11 protein-coding genes are annotated in these 16,427 nt (G+C 69.0%); 4 read left to right on the top strand and 7 right to left on the bottom strand.

Features of this window, described 5'->3' with window-relative positions:
- Positions 1–30 precede the first annotated feature (30 nt).
- The 4 genes from ACIPG5_RS19985 to ACIPG5_RS19970 all read left to right on the top strand — a co-directional run bounded on the left by ACIPG5_RS19985 (position 31) and on the right by ACIPG5_RS19970 (position 4,310).
- The gene (locus tag ACIPG5_RS19985; protein ID WP_401377453.1) at positions 31–696 is read left to right on the top strand and encodes a response regulator; all 666 of its coding nucleotides are present in this window, start codon (positions 31–33) and stop codon (positions 694–696) included.
- Positions 672–2,015: a sensor histidine kinase gene (locus ACIPG5_RS19980; protein WP_401377451.1), complete on the top strand. Its 1,344-nt coding sequence runs from the start codon at positions 672–674 to the stop codon at positions 2,013–2,015. Before ACIPG5_RS19985 ends, ACIPG5_RS19980 begins: the two co-directional genes overlap by 25 nt.
- Before the next feature lie 235 nt (positions 2,016–2,250).
- Positions 2,251–2,574 carry a hypothetical protein gene (locus ACIPG5_RS19975; protein ID WP_176513981.1) on the top strand — a complete coding sequence of 108 codons (324 nt, stop codon included), beginning with the start codon at positions 2,251–2,253 and terminating at the stop codon, positions 2,572–2,574.
- A 38-nt stretch (positions 2,575–2,612) separates the two neighbouring features.
- Positions 2,613–4,310, top strand: a complete 1,698-nt coding sequence (locus ACIPG5_RS19970; protein ID WP_401377449.1) for a phosphoethanolamine transferase — start codon at positions 2,613–2,615, stop codon at positions 4,308–4,310.
- Here ACIPG5_RS19970 and ACIPG5_RS19965 read toward each other — a convergent pair.
- The 7 genes from ACIPG5_RS19965 to ACIPG5_RS19935 all read right to left on the bottom strand — a co-directional run bounded on the left by ACIPG5_RS19965 (position 4,285) and on the right by ACIPG5_RS19935 (position 16,220).
- Entirely contained in the window at positions 4,285–5,664 is a 1,380-nt protein-coding gene (locus tag ACIPG5_RS19965) for a UDP-glucose dehydrogenase family protein (RefSeq protein WP_401377446.1), read from the bottom strand. The two genes, ACIPG5_RS19970 and ACIPG5_RS19965, sit on opposite strands and share 26 nt — an antisense overlap.
- An 86-nt stretch (positions 5,665–5,750) precedes the next feature.
- Positions 5,751–7,376 (bottom strand): propionate catabolism operon regulatory protein PrpR, encoded by a 1,626-nt coding sequence (gene prpR, locus ACIPG5_RS19960; RefSeq protein WP_401377443.1) that lies wholly within the window; start codon positions 7,374–7,376, stop codon positions 5,751–5,753.
- A gap of 27 nt (positions 7,377–7,403) precedes the next feature.
- Positions 7,404–8,177 carry an SDR family NAD(P)-dependent oxidoreductase gene (locus ACIPG5_RS19955; RefSeq protein ID WP_401377440.1) on the bottom strand — a complete coding sequence of 258 codons (774 nt, stop codon included), beginning with the start codon at positions 8,175–8,177 and terminating at the stop codon, positions 7,404–7,406.
- A 17-nt stretch (positions 8,178–8,194) separates the two neighbouring features.
- Positions 8,195–9,379, bottom strand: a complete 1,185-nt coding sequence (locus ACIPG5_RS19950; protein WP_176518127.1) for an acetyl-CoA C-acyltransferase — start codon at positions 9,377–9,379, stop codon at positions 8,195–8,197.
- Between the two features lie 34 nt (positions 9,380–9,413).
- Complete coding sequence (locus ACIPG5_RS19945; RefSeq protein ID WP_401377436.1) at positions 9,414–11,516, bottom strand: 3-hydroxyacyl-CoA dehydrogenase NAD-binding domain-containing protein; 2,103 nt, start codon at positions 11,514–11,516, stop codon at positions 9,414–9,416.
- A gap of 156 nt (positions 11,517–11,672) precedes the next feature.
- Entirely contained in the window at positions 11,673–13,460 is a 1,788-nt protein-coding gene (locus ACIPG5_RS19940; protein WP_401377434.1) for an acyl-CoA dehydrogenase C-terminal domain-containing protein, read from the bottom strand.
- 111 nt (positions 13,461–13,571) lie between these two features.
- Positions 13,572–16,220: a LuxR C-terminal-related transcriptional regulator gene (locus ACIPG5_RS19935; RefSeq protein WP_401377431.1), complete on the bottom strand. Its 2,649-nt coding sequence runs from the start codon at positions 16,218–16,220 to the stop codon at positions 13,572–13,574.
- Between the last annotated feature and the right edge of the window lie 207 nt (positions 16,221–16,427).

Raw genomic sequence — 16,427 nt, 5'->3', positions numbered from 1 at the left:
GCCTCACCGGTTCGCGCCCCTGGAGGCCGCATGCGCATATTGTTGGTCGAAGACGACGGGATGATCGCCCAGGCCCTGCAGGCGGCCCTGCAGGCCGCGGGCTATGCCGTCGACTGGGTCGCTGATGGGCTGACGGCCGAAGCGGCGCTGCGCACCCAGGCCTACGACCAGGTGCTGCTCGACCTCGGCCTGCCCGGCCAGGACGGCCTGCAACTGCTCGAGCGCCTGCGCGGCGCCGACAACCCGGTGCCGCTGCTGATCATCACCGCGCGCCCGGGGCTGGAGGACCGCCTGCGCGGGCTGGACGGCGGCGCCGACGACTTTCTGCAAAAGCCCTTCGAGATGGCCGAGCTGCTGGCGCGGATGCGCGCCGTCATGCGCCGCAAGGGCGGCTGTGCAGCGCCGGAGCTGGGCAATGGCCGGGTCAGCCTCGACCCTGCGCTCAAGCGCGCGTGGGTGCAGGGCCAGCCGCCGGTGCAACTGTCTGCCCGCGAATTCGCCTTGCTCCAGGCCCTGCTGGTCAGGCCCGGGGCGATCCTTTCGCGCGGCGAGCTGGAAGACCGGCTGTACGGTTGGGGCAACGAGGTCGAGAGCAACGCCGTGGAATTTCTCATCCATGGGCTGCGGCGCAAGCTGGGCAAGGATGTCATTGGCAATGTCAGGGGGCTGGGATGGATGGTCTCGAAAGGCGACTGAAGCATTCGCTGCAACTGCGCCTGTCGCTGGCGCTGGGCCTGGCGATTTTGCTGGTGGCCACGCTCTCGGGCGTGTTCAGCTACCTCTCGGCCTTTGATGAAGCTCTGGAGTTCCAGGACAACAGCCTGCGCCAGGTCGCCGCCTTGCACACCCGCCAGGGCCTGGGCTTCCATTATCCCGCTGCCACGCCGGGCGCTGCCGAGGACGATGAGGAAACCCGCATCGTGATCCAGTACCTGGCCGATGGCGCCAACGCCGTGCATGGCGATGACAGCCGCCTGCCACTGCCCATTCCCGCGTCCGTGGCCGACGGCCTGTCGACGGTGGACGTGGGCCATGAACCGTTTCGCGTCTGGGTCGGCAAGGACGCCTCGGGCGCGCGTTTCGTGGTGGCCCAGGAAATCGGCAGCCGCAACCGTGATGCGCGGGGCAGCGCCTGGCGCGCCTTGCTGCCGTTCGCCATTTTGTTTCCGATCCTGTTGCTGGTGGTCGCCGACCTGATCCGCAAGCTGTTCAAGCCCGTGGCCACCCTGGCCGCCGCGCTCGACCGGCGCGAAGACCACGACCTGCGGCCGATCGATGACCAGGCCATGGCCTGCGAAATTCGCCCGTTCGTGCAGGCCATCAACCGCCTGCTCGGGCGCGTGTCGCGCAGCGTGGAGGGGCAAAAACGCTTCGTCGCCGATGCCGCCCATGAACTGCGCACGCCGCTGACGGCGCTGTCGCTGCAGGCCGAAGCGCTGGAAGCCGAGCCGATGCCCGCCGCTGCCCAGGCGCAAGTGCAGCAGTTGCGCCGCGGTATCGGCCGCAGCCGCAAGCTGGTCGAGCAGTTGCTGGCCCTGGCCGGTGCGCAACTGGCCGAGCCGCTGGCGGGCAATGTGTCGGTGCACGCGGCTTGCCGCCGGGTGCTGGAAGACCTGATGCCGCTGGCCACGCGCAAGCAGCTCGACATCGGGGTCGAAGGCGAGGATGCCAGCTTGCCGCTGCGCGAACTGGAGCTGCGCGCGGTGATCAAGAACCTGGTCGAAAACGCCATCAACCATGCCCCGCCAGGCGGGCAGGTGGATGTGCGCATCCTGAGCACGCCGCAAGCGGTGGAAGTCGTGGTCAGCGACGACGGCCCAGGCGTTGCGCCAGAAGAATGGGGCCGCGTGTTCGACCCGTTCTATCGCGGCCAGGGCCACCAGGTGCCGGGCTCGGGGCTGGGGCTGTCCATCGTGCAGACCCTGGTGCAACGCTCCGGTGGGCAGATCGAGGTGGGCTTCAGCGATGCCGCCAGGCGCTGCGGCTGGTCGGTGCGCCTGCGCTGGCCCCGGTGAATTTGCCTCCAGTTACTGGCGCTCTGGAGCAGCGCTGCTAAAGTCACGGGCCTCACAACTTTCACGAACCGGACAAGGAACGTCTGCTCATGTCTGCTCCATACCCCTGCGCGCTCGTTACGCCAAGGCCCTGTGCGGCTGCCCCTGAATATCTTCAGCACGCTTTATTAACAAATATTTCATCCACGGCCCTTTAAAAGGGTGGCCATGCGTGCTCGTGCGCGGAGGGTGGGCCATGCCTGATTCCATGTTCGCCTATCGGTTGCTGTTTCTCATGCTGTTCATGGCATCGATCGTGACCTGGGTGTTTCTCTGGCTGGTGGGCTACATCCGCCACCATCCCTTCACGCGCACGCATCCTGGCAACCCCGGCTCCGTTTCGTTGGCGGGGGTGCTGCTGGTGCTGCTGTGCGCGGCATTCGATTTCTTTCGGCTGGTCGAGCGCAATACCTTGCTGCTCGCCCTGGTCACCATCGGCCTGGTGATCCCGTGGGGTGCGGTGCTGATCATCAAATGCCATGCCTACGTGCGTCATCGCAAGTTTCCAACACATAACTAGAACGTGTTTTGCCAACCTGATTGTGGAGCGGTAGGTCAATGAACAAGGACGCGGTAACTTCCCAGGCGCTCAGCCGGGAAAGCAAGGGCATCAACCCCCTGGGGGTCATTCTGCTGGTGGCGCTGTGGATGACCGTGGCGGTCAACGCGGTGTTCTGGTCGAAGGTCTGGCGGGCCATCGATGGCTTCGACAACGGCAACCCGCTGTTTCTGATCAGCCTGCCGCTGTTCGTGCTGGCCTGGCACTTCATCATCCTCTGGGCGCTGTGCTGGGGGCGCCTGCTGCGCCCGGTGCTGGCGTTGCTGCTGGTGGTGGCCTCGGTCGCCAGCTACTTCATTTCCCGTTACGGCATCGTCATCGACGCCTCGATGCTGGCCAACCTGCTGCAGACCGACCCGGCCGAGGCCCGTGACCTGCTCAGCAGCGGCATGCTGGTGTGGCTGCTGGCCACGGCGCTGCTGCCCATCGTGGTGCTGTACCGCCTGCCGCTGCAGCGCCCGCGCTGGCGCCGCCAGGCCATGTGGCGCGTGGGCAGCCTGGTGGCGGTGCTGGCCATGGTCGGGGTGATCCTGGCGACCCAGTACCAGTCCTACGCCTCGCTGCTGCGCAACAACCGCGAAGTGCGCCTGATCCTCACCCCCTCGAACGTGCTGGGCGCCATGCACAGCTATGCCAAGCAGAGCCTGGCCAAGCCCAAGGCATTCATCCAGGTCGGCCTGGACGCCCACCAGCGGGTCGACGCCAGCGCCGATGGGCGGCGCAAGCTGCTGGTGCTGGTGGTGGGCGAGACGGCCAGGGCGATGAACTTCTCGCTCAACGGCTACCCACGCCAGACCAACCCCGAACTGGCCCGGCGCGATGTGCTGAGCTTCGCCGAGGTCAGCTCCTGCGGCACCGCCACGGCGGTGTCGGTGCCTTGCATGTTCCAGGACCTGGGCCGCAAGGAGTGGAAAGACCAGTACGGCAGCCACCGCGAAGGCCTGCTCGATGTGCTGCAGCGTGCCGGTGTCGGCGTGCTGTGGCGCGACAACAACTCCGGCTGCAAGGGCGCCTGCGACCGCGTGCCCAGCCAGGACATGTCCCACGCCGGCATCGGCGCGTTGTGCATCACCGGCGAATGCTTCGACGAAGTGCTGCTCGCCGGCCTGCAGGACCACCTCGATAGCGGCACGGGCAACACCGTGGTGGTGCTGCACATGAAAGGCAGCCACGGCCCGGCCTACTACAAGCGCTACCCGGCCGCCTTCGAGCGCTTCACCCCGGTGTGCCGGGACAACCAGCTCGACCAGTGCGAGGACCAGGCGATCCGCAACGCCTACGACAACACCGTGCTCTACACCGACCATGTGCTGGCCCAGGTGATCGACCTGCTCAAGCGCAACGACCGCCACTACGACAGCGCCATGCTCTACGTCTCCGACCACGGCGAATCGCTGGGCGAGAAGGGCGTGTACCTGCACGGCCTGCCTTACGCCATGGCGCCGGTGGAGCAGACCCATGTGCCGATGGTGCTGTGGCTGTCCCGGCAGTTGGCCGCCAGCCGCGGCATTTCCCAGCCGTGCATGGCCCAGCGCACCGGTGCGAGCTTGTCCCACGACAACCTGTTCCATTCGGTGCTTGGCCTGATGGATGTGCAGACTGCGGTATACCGCGACCAGCTGGACCTGTTCCGGCCCTGCCAGGCAGGCCAGCTGGTGGGTGAGGCGGCGGCTATCGGGCCAGTGGCAGAGCAGTAAGGCGCGGGGCATGCTGCGCGGCCAGCCAGCGCGGCGGCACCTGCCCGCGGCCGATGCCGTAGTAGGTCAGGCCGGCGGCGGCCATGTGCTCGGGCTCGAACAGGTTGCGCCCGTCGAACACCACGCGGTCGGCCAATAGCTGCGGCATCTGCTCAAGGTTCAGCACCCGGTAGTCCTGCCACTCGGTGGCGATCACCAGGGCGTCGGCGCCGTGCAGCGCCTCGTCCTTGCCGGCCATCAGTTGCAGGTCTGGGCGCGGGCCGTAATGCCGGTGGATCTCGTCCATGGCCTGGGGGTCGTGGGCCTGCACCCGGGCGCCGGCGGCCCACAGCGCTTCGAGCAGCACGCGGCTGGGGGCCTCGCGGATGTCATCGGTGTTGGGCTTGAACGACAAGCCCCACAGGGCGAACACCTTGCCCCGCAGGCCGCCGGGGTAATGCCGCTGGATCTTGTCGAACAAGCGCTGCTTCTGGCGCTGGTTGACCGTTTCCACCGCCTGCAGCAACTGCGGCTCGAAGCCTTCGGCCTCGGCGCTGCGGCGCAGGGCCTGCAGGTCCTTGGGGAAGCACGAGCCGCCAAAGCCACAGCCGGCGTAGATGAAGTCGTAGCCGATGCGCGGGTCCGAGCCGATGCCGCGGCGCACCATCTCGATGTCGGCGCCCAGGTGCTCGGCCAGGTTGGCCATCTCGTTGATGAAGGAAATCTTCGTCGCCAGCATGCAGTTGGCCGCGTACTTGGTCAGCTCGGCGCTGCGCGCATCCATCACCATGAGCTTTTCCCGGTTGCGGCTGAACGGCAGGTACAGCTCGCGCAACAGCTCCACTTCAGCCGGCGCGGCGCCGCCGATGATGATGCGTTCGGGGCGCATGCAGTCATCCAGGGCCGTGCCTTCCTTGAGAAACTCAGGGTTGCTGATGACCTGGAAGCGTTCGCCGTCGGCCACGGCCTGGGCGATGCGCGCCTTGATCCGGTCCACCGTGCCGACCGGCGAGGTGGACTTGTTGACGATCACCTTGGGCTCGCTGGCGTGCGCCAGGATGTTGTCGACCACGGCGAACACCTGGCTCAGGTCGGCGCTGCCATCGGCTTGCGGCGGGGTGCCCACGGCGATGAACAGCAGGCGGGCGTGGTTGCTGGCAAGGCCCGGGTCGGTGGTGAAGCGCAGGCGCCCGCAGGCCAGGTTCTTTTCCAGCAGCGGCGCCAGGCCCGGCTCGAAGATCGGGCAATGGCCCCGGACCAGGGCCGCGACCCGCTCGGCATCGACATCCATGCACAGCACCGAGTGTCCCACCTGGGCCAGGCACACTGCCTGGGTGAGGCCGACATAGCCGGTACCGAATACCGTAACCTTCATTTGACAGCTCCGTGATCGTTTCTAGGCGAATGCGGCTAGCTGAAAAAAAATGTCACGTTTGTGTTTAGTAATTGTGACCGGGCCGCTCAGCCGAGCCTGCGCACCCGCCGCCACACGGTGCTGCGGCTGACGCCCAGGCGGCGTGCGGCCTCTTCCATGTCGCCAGCGCAATGCTCCAGCACCTGGCGCGCATGGGCCGTTTCGGCGGCCTTGCCCAGGCTGCGCAGGTTGTCGGCCGGGGCTGCGAGCGGGGCGGGCGGGGTGCCGGCCGGGTACAACTCGGGGAACAACGCCGCCAGCTCGACACCCTCGGCGAGCGTGCCCAGGCACAGGGCGGCGCGTTCAGCGATGTTGTCCAGTTCACGGATATTGCCCGGCCAGGCATGGCGCAGCAGCAGCGCCGGCAGGGCCTGCAGGTGCTCGGCGCTGACCGGTGGCAGGCCACTGGCGCGGCTGTGGCGCGCGAGCAGGGCATTGAACAGCGGCACGATGTCCGCCAGCCGCTCGCGCAGTGGCGGCACGGCCAGGCGCAGGATGTTCAGGCGGTAGTACAGGTCCTGGCGAAAGCGCTGGTCGGCGATGCGTGCGGGCAGGTCGCAGTGGGTGGCGGCAATCACCCGGATGTCCACCGGGGTTGGCTCGCAGGCGCCCAGGCGCAGCACCTCGCGCTCCTGCAGCACGCGCAGCAGGCGGGTTTGCAGCGCCACCGGCATGTCGCCGATCTCGTCCAGAAACAGCGTGCCGCCGTGCGCCAGCTCGATCAGCCCGGGCTTGCCGCCCTTGCGCGAGCCGGTGAAGGCGCCGTCTTCGTAGCCGAACAGTTCGCTTTCCAGCAGCGACTCGGGCAGCGCCGCGCAGTTGATTGCCACGAACGGCGCGTGCTGGCGCGCGCTCTGGTTGTGCAGGCTTTGCGCGAGCAGCTCCTTGCCGGTGCCGCTTTCGCCGGTGATCAGCACCGTGGCGTCGGTTTGCGCGTAGCGCTGGGCCAGGTGCAGGGTGGCGCGAAAGGCCGGGGCGTCGCCCAGCATCTGGGCGAAATGGTGGCGGGCCTTGAACGGGCGCGCATCGGTCTCGCGAGGCCGCCGTGGCGGGCGCCGCGAGGGAGTTGCAAGCGGCTTGGCGGCCAGGGTCACCAGGCTGTCGAAGGTGTGGCGCAGGCTTTGCGCATCCAGCGCCAGCACCCCCTGGGCACCGGCATCGTCGGCCAGCTGGCACACGGTGGGCGAGCCGATGATGACCTCGAACCCATCGGTGACCAGGCGCTCGACCTGCTCGCGCGCCTGCTCAAGGCAGGTGTAGGTGTGCTCGCGAATCTGCAGGGTGAACAGCGCCTGCATCGCGGCCAGCTCCGGGTAGGGCTGGGCGAAGCTGAGGATGCCGACCTTGCTGGCCCGGTCGCGGGCCTGCACCAGGGCGCGAATCAAATCGAACTCGCCCAGGTGCAGGGTGCGCACGGTGGTGCACAGGTGCTGGCGCAGGTAGTCGGCAGCGGCGCCGGAACACAGGATCACATCGGCCTGCTGGCGGCTCTCGAGCCGGCGCGCCAGCGGCAGCAGGTCGGCCAGGGTGGTTTCGATCACCTCGATCCGCGCCTGCTGGCGGTAATCGGCGCTTACCTGCTCGATCAGTTGCGCCATGCGGCTGGGCGCGGCGGGGCGGTGCAGGTGGGTGACCAGCGCGACCACCCGGGGCAGGTAAGCGGCAACGGACATACAGGCTCCTTGGGTAAGGCGAAGGCGTTACAGCGGGTTTACCAGATGCCCGCCATCCACCGCGACGATGCTGCCGGTCATGAATGCACCGGCATCACTGGCCAGCAACAGCAGCGGGCCGTCCAGTTCGTGCAACTGCCCCAGGCGGCGCAGCGGCACCTGGCCCTTGATGTAGGCCTGGCCGGCTTCGCTGTCGAAGTAGTCCTGGTTCATCTCGGTCTTGAAGTAGCCCGGGGCGATGGCGTTGACGCGGATCTGATAGCGCGCCAGCTCCAGGGCCATGGCCTTGGTCAGCTGCACCACGGCGGCCTTGGCCGTGCAGTAGTGGCTCAGGCCACTGCCCACGCGCAGGCCGAGGATCGAGGCGATATTGACGATGCTGCCTGGCTTGGCGGCCTTCACCAGGCGCTGGCTGGCGCACTGGGCCACGTGGAACACGCCGTCGAGGTTGGTCGAGAGCATGCGCTGCCAGGCCTGCTCGCTCAGCTCGAGAAAGCGCCCCGGGTCGCCGATGCCGGCATTGTTGATGACCACGTCGACCACGCCAAAGCGCGCCTCGGCCTGGTCGAAGGCCTGTTCGACACTGTCGCGGCGGGTCACGTCCAGGGCCACGGCCAGGGCTTCACCGCCGCTGGCCTGCAGCGCTTCGGCCAGCGCCTGCAGGCGCTCGGCACGGCGCGCCGCCAGCACCACGCGGGCGCCGGCGGCCTGGGCCAGGCGGGCGAAATGCGCGCCCAGGCCGCTGGAGGCACCGGTAACCAACACGGTCTTGCCGGCCAGGGAAAATGTGTTTGCATGCATGGTATCGGTCCTTGGTTTCAGAGCACTTCGAACAGGCCGGCGGCACCCATGCCACCGCCCACGCACATGGTCACCACCACGTAGCGCACGCCGCGCCGTTTGCCTTCGAGCAGGGCATGCCCGACCATGCGCGCGCCGCTCATGCCGTAGGGGTGGCCGATGGCGATGGCGCCGCCGTTGACGTTCAGGCGCATCGGGTCGATGCCCAGCGTGTCGCGGCAGTACAGCACCTGGCAGGCGAAGGCTTCGTTGAGCTCCCACAGGCCGATGTCGCTCACCTTCAGGCCATGCTGGCGGAGCAGGCGCGGCACCGCGTAGACCGGGCCGATGCCCATCTCTTCCGGAGCCAGGCCGGCCACCGCGATGCCCCGGTACAGGCCGATGGGCTGCAGGTTGCGCTGCTCGGCCAGGCGCGCGTCCATCAGCACGCAGGCGCTGGCGCCGTCGGACAGCTGGCTGGCGTTGCCGGCGGTGATGCAGCCGCCGTCGAGCACCGGTTTCAGGCCGCTGAGGTCGTCCAGGCGGGTTTGCGGGCGGTTGCCTTCGTCCTGCGCCAGGGTCACCTCGCGGTAGCTGACCTCGCCGGTCTGTTTGTCCTTGATCAGCTGCTGGGTGGTCAGCGGCACGATCTCGGCGTCGAACAGCCCGTCGCGCTGGGCCGCGGCGGTGCGCAGCTGCGACTGCAGGGCGTAGGCGTCCTGGGCCTCGCGGCTGATGCCGTAGCGCCTGGCCACGTGCTCGGCGGTCTGCAGCATCGGCATGTAGGCGTGGGGCACGCGCTGGATCACCTGGCTGTCCTGCTCGGCCAGCGCCCATTCCAGGTTGCGCGCCTGCACCGCGCTGATGTTTTCCTGGCCGGCGCCGATGGTCGCCTGCATGCCATCGACGATGATCTGCTTGGCGGCGGTGGCGATCGCCATCAGCCCGGAGGCGCACTGGCGGTCCAGCGTCTGGCCGCTGACCGACACCGGCAGGCCGGCGGCCAGCGCACTCATGCGGCCCAGGTTCCAGCCGGCGGTGCCGGAGGGCATCGCGGTGCCCATCACCAGGTCTTCGATTTCATCGGGCGCGATGCCGGCGCGCGCGACGGCGGCCTGGATGGCGTGCGCCGCCAGGCTTGGCGAGCGGGTGTTGTTCAGCGCACCGCGAAAGGCCTTGCCGATCGGCGTGCGAGCGGTGGAAAGGATGACGGCTTCTTTCATGTTCGGGGTTCCTTGTGGGCCAGAGGTGAGCCGGTCAGAGGCTTGCGCTGCGCAGCTTGCTGCTGGAGGCCAGGCGGCGCAGCAGCGGGGCAGGTTGCAGCCACATGTCGCCATAGGCGCCGAGCTGATGGCGTTGCTGCTCGATGCCGGCCAGCACGCGGTCCATGCCCAGTTCGCGGGCGTAGTGCAGGGGGCCGCCGCGCCAGGCCGGGAAGCCGTAGCCGTTGGTCCACACCAGGTCGATGTCGCCGCTGCGCAGGGCGATGCCTTCATCGAGCAGCTGCAGGCCTTCGTTGATCAGCATGAACAGGCAGCGGTCGTGGATTTCTGCGTCGCTGATGCTGCGCCGGGTGATGCCCAGGCTGGCCGCCAGTTGCGCCGCGATCTGCTCCACCTCGGGGTCTTCGATGCGCTCGCGGCCTTCGTAGCGGTAGAACCCGCGCCCGCTCTTCTGGCCGTGGCGGCCCAGGCGGTAGAGCTCGTCGGCCAGGCGGAAGTAGCTCGGGTCGTGGGCGATCTCGCTGCGCCGCGCCTGGCGCACCAGGTAGCCGACGTCGATGCCGGCCAGGTCGTACATGGCGAACACGCCCATGGCCAGGCCAAGGCCGGTGAGCACCTTGTCGACCTGCGCCGGGGAGGCGCCTTCGAGCACCAGGCGGTGGGCTTCGCGGGCATAGGGTTCGAGCATGCGGTTGCCGATGAAGCCAAAGCACACGCCGGACACCACCGGCAGCTTGCCGATGCGCTTGGCGATCTTCAGCGTGGTGGCCAGCACGTCCGGCGCGGTCAGGCGGCCGCGCACCACTTCGAGCAGGCGCATGACGTTGGCCGGGCTGAAGAAGTGCAGGCCGACCACATCCTGCGGGCGCTGGGTGCAGGCGGCGATGCGGTCGACGTCCAGGGTCGAGGTGTTGCTGGCCAGGATCGCCCCCGGCTTGCATACGCGGTCGAGGGTGCGGAACACCTGCTGCTTGATCGACAGGTCTTCGAACACCGCCTCGATGACCAGGTCGGCGTCGGCCAGGTCGGCGTAGTCCAGGGTGCCCTGCAGCAGGCCCATGCGTTGTTCGAGCTGCTCGGCGCTGAGCTTGCCGCGCTGGATGCTGCTCTCATAGTTCTTGCGGATTTGCGCAAGGCCCCGGTCCAGGGCTTCGGGCTTGAGCTCCAGCAGGCGCACCGGGATTCCGGCATTGATGAAGTTCATGGCGATACCGGCGCCCATGGTGCCGGCGCCGATCACCGCCACCTGGGCAATGTTGCGCAGCGCCGTGCTGGCGTCGATGCCCGGCACCCGCAGCGCTTCGCGTTCGGCGAAGAACTGGTGGCGCAGGGCGGTGGCCTGTGGGTCTTGCAGGGCTTCGCGAAACAGCGCCTGCTCGCGGGCCAGGCCCTCGGCCAGTGGCAGCTCGCAGGCAGCGCGTACCGCGGCGAGTACGCGCAGCGGGGCGTGCTGGCCGGGTTTGCGGGCGGCCAGTTGCGCTTCGCGGCTGGTGAACAGGTCGCCTGCCAGCGCGTCGCTCAAAGAGGGGCTGGCCGGGCTTGGCGCGGCAGGGGCGGCCAGTTGCTCGCGGGCGAAGGCGCAGGCGGCTTCGAGCACGCCCTGGCCGGGTTCGGCGAGGCGGTCGACCAGGCCCAGGGCAAGGCCCTGGCGGGCGTCGATCGGGTCGCCGCCAAGCATCATGTCCAGGGCCGGGGCCACGCCGATCAGGCGCGGCAGGCGCTGGGTGCCACCGGCGCCGGGCAGCAGGCCCAGGCGCACTTCGGGCAGGCCCAGGCGGGCATTGGCGCTGGCCACCCGATGGCTGCAGGCCAGGGCCAGCTCCAGGCCGCCGCCCAGGGCCACGCCGTCGATGGCGGCAATCAGGGGTTTGCCGATGCGGGTCAGGGCATCGAGCAGGTGCGGCAGTGCCGGCTCCTCCCAGGTCTTGGGGCTGCCGAATTCGCTGATGTCGGCGCCGGCGCTGAACGGCAGTTGCTGGCCGTGCAGGATGATGGCCTGTACCTCAGGGTCGGCGGCGGCCTGGCTGCAGGCCTGCATCAGCGCCTGGCGCAGGGCGTGGCCAAGGGCGTTGACCGGCGCATGGCGCAGGCCGATCAAGGCCAGTTGGTGGTCGCGGCGATAGTCGATCAGCTGCATGGGAGGGAACCTTGTTGTTATTGGCCGGGGGAGGCGTTGCAAACCTCGCCTTGGCTAAGACGAATGAAAAAACCAGGTGGCGGCCCGTAGCGCGGGCCGCCACCCGAAAAGTCCGCTGCCCGGAGGGAACAGGCAGCGGAAACCAGCTCGGTGGTATCAGCGGGCGAAGGCGGCCTCGCTGATGTCCATCAGGTTGTCGCTGCCACTGCGGATCAGCGTTTCATGCAGGCTGGCGCGCGGCAGCAGGCGCTGCAGGTAGAAGCGCGCGGTTTCGCGCTTGCCCTGGTAGAACGCCACCTCGTCGCTGCCGGCGGCCAGGGCGCGTTCGGCCGTGCAGGCGGCGCGCAGCCACAGGTAGCCGACCAGGGTGTAGCCGCTGAGCATCAGGTAGTCGAAGGCGCTGGCGCCGATCAGGTTGGCGTCGCTGGCGCTGGCCTCGCGCAGCCAGGCGCTGAGTTCGCGCCAGGCGATCACTTGCTTGAGCAGCGCCTGGGCCAGGTGGGCCGGGGCCGTGCAGCTCTGGATGAAGTCTTCGATCTCGCCCAGCAGTTCGGCCAGGGCCTCGCCGCCATCGGCCAGTACCTTGCGGGTCAGCAGGTCGAGGCCCTGGATGGTGTTGGTGCCTTCGTAGATCGCGGTGATGCGCACATCGCGAGCGATCTGCTCCATGCCCCACTCGCGGATGTAGCCGTGGCCACCGAACACCTGGATACCCAGTTGCGCGGCCTCGTTGCCGGTTTCGGTGAGAAAGCCCTTGGCAATCGGCGTGAGCAGCGCCAGGCGGCGCGCCGCGGCCTCGCGCACGCCGGCGCTGGCGCCGTGGTGCAGTTGGTCGACGCCCTTGGCGCAGGTGTAGGCGAGCATGCGCCCGCCCTCGGCGTAGGCCTTCTGGGTCAGCAGCATGCGCCGCACATCGGCGTGGCCGATGATCGGGTCGGCCGGCTGGCCCTCGCGCAGGCGCGGCGTGGCGCGCATCTGCACACGTTCCCGGGCATAGGCCAGGGCGCCCTGGTACGACGCCTCGGCGTGGGCCTGGGCCTGTTGCGACACCGCCAGGCGCGACTCGTTGATGTAGGTGAACATGGCGTTCAGGCCGCGGTTGGCCTCGCCCAGCAGGTAGCCGGTGGCGCCGTCGAAGTTGAGCACGCAGGTGGCGTTGCCGTGGATGCCCATCTTGTGCTCGATCGAGCCGCAGCTCACGCCGTTGGGGGCGCCGAGCTGGCCCTGGGCATCGACCTGGATCTTCGGCACGGCGAACAGCGAAATGCCCTTGACCCCGGCCGGTGCGCCTTCGATACGGGCCAGCACCAGGTGGATGATGTTCTCGGTCATGTCGTGTTCACCGGCAGAAATGAACATCTTGCTGCCGCTGACCTGGTAGCTGCCGTCGGCCTGGGGCTTGGCGCTGGTGCGCAGCAGGCCGAGGTCCGAGCCGCAGTGGGCTTCGGTGAGGCACATGGTGCCGCCCCAGCGCCCGGCGATCATTGCCGGCAGCAAACGCGCCTGCAGGGCCGGGTCGGCATGTTCGCTGAGGGTGCTGATGGCGCCGCCGGCGAGGTTGCCGTACATGCCCCAGGCATGGTTGGCGCTGCACACCATCTCGTAGTTGACGAAGCCCAGCGACGGCGGCAGGCCCTGGCCGCCGAAGGCCGGGGCCTTGTCCAGGCCCAGCCAGCCGTTGTCGGCGAAGCGCTTGTAGGCCGCGGCGAAGCCGGGCGGGGTGGTGACCTTGCCGTCCTGCCACTGGCAGCCGTGCTGGTCGCCCACCGCGTTGAGCGGGGCCAGCTCCTGTTCGGCGAACTTGGCACCTTCCTCGACGATGGCGGCGAAGGTCGCTTCGTCCGGGGCTTCACAGCCAGACAGTTGTTGGTAGTGGCGGCTCAGGTCGAGCAGCTCCTGGGCAACGAAGGTGATATCGCGCAATGGGGCGGTGTAGCTGGGCATGCCGAACTCCTGGCTGGGTGGACTCGGCATGTTGTAGCAGGCAGGCCTCGGCGCCGCGTCCACCCAGGGGGTGGAATGGCGGGTGGATTCGGCGCCGGGCCCAGGTGGAGGTCAGCTCAGCAGTTGCAGTTCGCGCGCCGCGCACAGGGCGCTGTCGCGGTCGGCCACGTCGAGCTTGCGAAACAGGTTGTTGATGTGGGTCTTGACCGTGCTCAGGCTGATGAACATGGCCTCGGCGATCTGCCCGTTGTTCTGCCCGCGGGCCATGCGCTGCAATACCTCGAGCTCGCGGCGCGAGAGCGGCACCAGCAGCGCGCCTTCGGCGTTTTCCCGGCTGGCCAGCAGCGGGCGGAACAGCGCATCGAGCTGCTGGTGCGAGGGCGCAGGGGCGGCAAGGCCCAGGCGCTCGCGCACCGCGGGCAGCAGCAGTTGGCGCAGGGCCTCCAGGCTTGCATCGCCCTCGTACTGCAGCAGCTGCCCCAAGCCTTGTGCGCAGGCCAGTTGCAGCGCCTGTTCGAGGCTCTGCAGGGCGTCGTCCTGGTCCTGCTGCAGGGCTGCTGCGAGCAGCAGGGCGTCGAGCAGCAGGCGGTGGTTGCCTTGCGCCTGGGCCTGGGCCTGCAACGCCTGCTGGATCTGCCGGGCCTTGTCGCGCTGGCCAAGGTGGCGCTGCACCCAGGCATAGGCCAGCCATTCTTCGGGCAGCAGCTGCTCGCCATACTGGCGCCGGCACCAGTGCCATTGGTCGAGCCAGTCGGGCAGGTAGTCCTGGTCGTTGTCGCGCAGGGCCAGGCGCGCCAGCCAGGCGCCGGCCTGGCGGTAGAGGGTGAACAGGCGGTATTGCCGGGCGAGCCGGCGCACCTCCATCCAGCGTGCCTTGGCCTGGGCGGTTTCGCCCAGCGCCCAGTGCAGGCACGCCTGGTGGTGGAACACCCAGGGCAGCGCGGCGCTGTGGGGGAAGCCCAGGGCCAGCACCTCGGCCTGGGCCAGGGCGTGGCGCGCCGGGGTCAGGCGGTTGGCCTGCAGCAGTGCCAGGCCCTTGCCCAGGTGGCGGAACAGTTCATAGAAGCGCCCCGAGCTGCCGGTGGCGGGCACCTCGGCCATGCCTTGCAGGCGCTCCCAGGCGGCGTCGTTGGCGCCCTGGGCCAGTTCGATCTGGGCCAGCAGCAGGTGCAGCAGGTTGGTGTAGCCGCTCAGGCCAAAGCCCTGCAGCTCGCGCAGGGCGCGGCTGGCTTCGGCGTGGGCCTGCGGCAGCTGGCCGAGCGCGGCCAGGCAGTTGGCGCGGTCGAAATACAGCACCGAGCGCGCCGCGTTGTGCTGGGGGAAGGCCTGCAGTGCCCGCGCCGCCAGGGCCAGGGCGTGGCCCAGGTTGCCGCCCAGGTAGGCCAGGCGGCTGCGCAGGAACATCACCGTCTGCTGCACCCGCTCGGGGTGGCGCGGCACCGCCTGGCGGCGCTGCAGGGCGTAGAGCTGGCGCAGGCACTGGCAGGCCTGGGCCATGTCGTTGGTGACCATCACTGTGGAGGCTTCGGTCACCGCCAGGGTGAAGCTGTCGTTGCCGGTGTGGCCGGCAACCTCGTCGAGCACATCGACCAGGGTGTTGACCTTGCCTTCGCGCAGCAGCTCGAAGCCGTGCCGGTCGACGATGCTCAGCACCGCATCCAGGTCGCGGGCGCGGCCGAACTGGTAGATGGCCTCGGTGTAGCGGCGCTGGCCCAGCAGCCAGTCGGCGGCCTGGCGATGCAGCTGGCGCAGCTGCTGCGGGTCGCGTTGCTCCAGGCGCTGGTAGAGGCCGTTGCGCAGGGCCGGGTGATAGCGGTATTCGGCGTGGCTGCCCTGGGGCACCTCGATGATCAGGTCCAGGCGCTGCAGCTGGCGCAGTGCGGCGGGCACATCGGCCTTGGCGGCCAGCTCGCGGGCAAGGCCAGCATCGAAGACCTGGGCCACGGCGGTGTGTTCGAGGAACGCGCGCAAGGGCGTCGGCAAGCGCTGCAGGCACTCTTCTTCGAGAAACTGCCGGGCATGGGCGTAGGCCTGGCGGGTGATCGGGCGCAGGTCGGCGGGCGCCTGGCCGGTGCCGAGCAGGGCCTCGCGGTAGGCCTCGAGCCAGAACAGCACGCCACTGGGCCAGCCTTCGCTGCCGGCGCGCAGCTGGTACAGCGCATCGCTGCCCAAGTGGGCCTCGCGGGCCAGCGCCAGCTGCTGCGTCTCTTCGCTGTCCAGGGCCAGTTCACGGGCGCCCAGCACGCTCAGCCGGCCGTCACGGCGCAGGTGCGCCAGCGGCAGGGAGGGCGGGCCTTCGCTGGCGGCGACCAGGCGCAGCGCCGCTGGCGGGTGGTGCAGCAGCGTGTCGAGGTAGTGCCAGGCGGGGGCGGCGGTGAGCAGGTGCAGGTCGTCGAGCAGCAGCGTCAGGGGGGCTTGGCGGGCTTCCAGGTCGGCCAGGATCAGGCTCCACAGCGCGTCGGCCGGCTGCGTGTCGCGCTGCTCGGCGGGCAGTTGCAAGGCCGCGTGCAGGTGCAGCAGCAGCGCCAGGGGCTGGTTCTCGGCGCGGGTCAGGCGCAGCCATGCCCAGGGCTCGGCCTGGCGGCGGGCGAACTGGCCCAGCAGGGTGCTCTTGCCGTAGCCCAGCGGCGCTTGCAGCAGCACGACGCCGCCCGCGCCCAGCGAGGTGGCCAGTTGGTCGAGCAGGCGTGCACGCAGTACCCCCTTAGGTGGCTCGGCAGGGGGGCGCAACTGGTTTGGTTTGAGCGTGGGACGGTGCATGAAGAGCAGGTTCCATCGGGTCGGCCAGACATCCTAGCCGAGCATGGGAGCGGGGCGTGTGGATTTTTGTTGGTGTATGGGGGGCTGGCTTGGGAGTTGTGTGAGGGCGACCATCGCGCGCCGCCCGCGCGGCGCATCGCGGATAAATCCGCTCCTACATTTGTTGCAACGTGCCTATGCCTGATAGGCCATGGTTGCCAGCCTTGT

Source organism: Pseudomonas sp. NPDC087029, assembly GCF_044745345.1.
In the GTDB taxonomy this organism is placed as follows: domain Bacteria; phylum Pseudomonadota; class Gammaproteobacteria; order Pseudomonadales; family Pseudomonadaceae; genus Aquipseudomonas; species Aquipseudomonas faucium.
The sequence above is the reverse complement of the archived record's forward strand: the minus strand, read 5'-3'. Positions and strand labels throughout refer to the sequence as shown.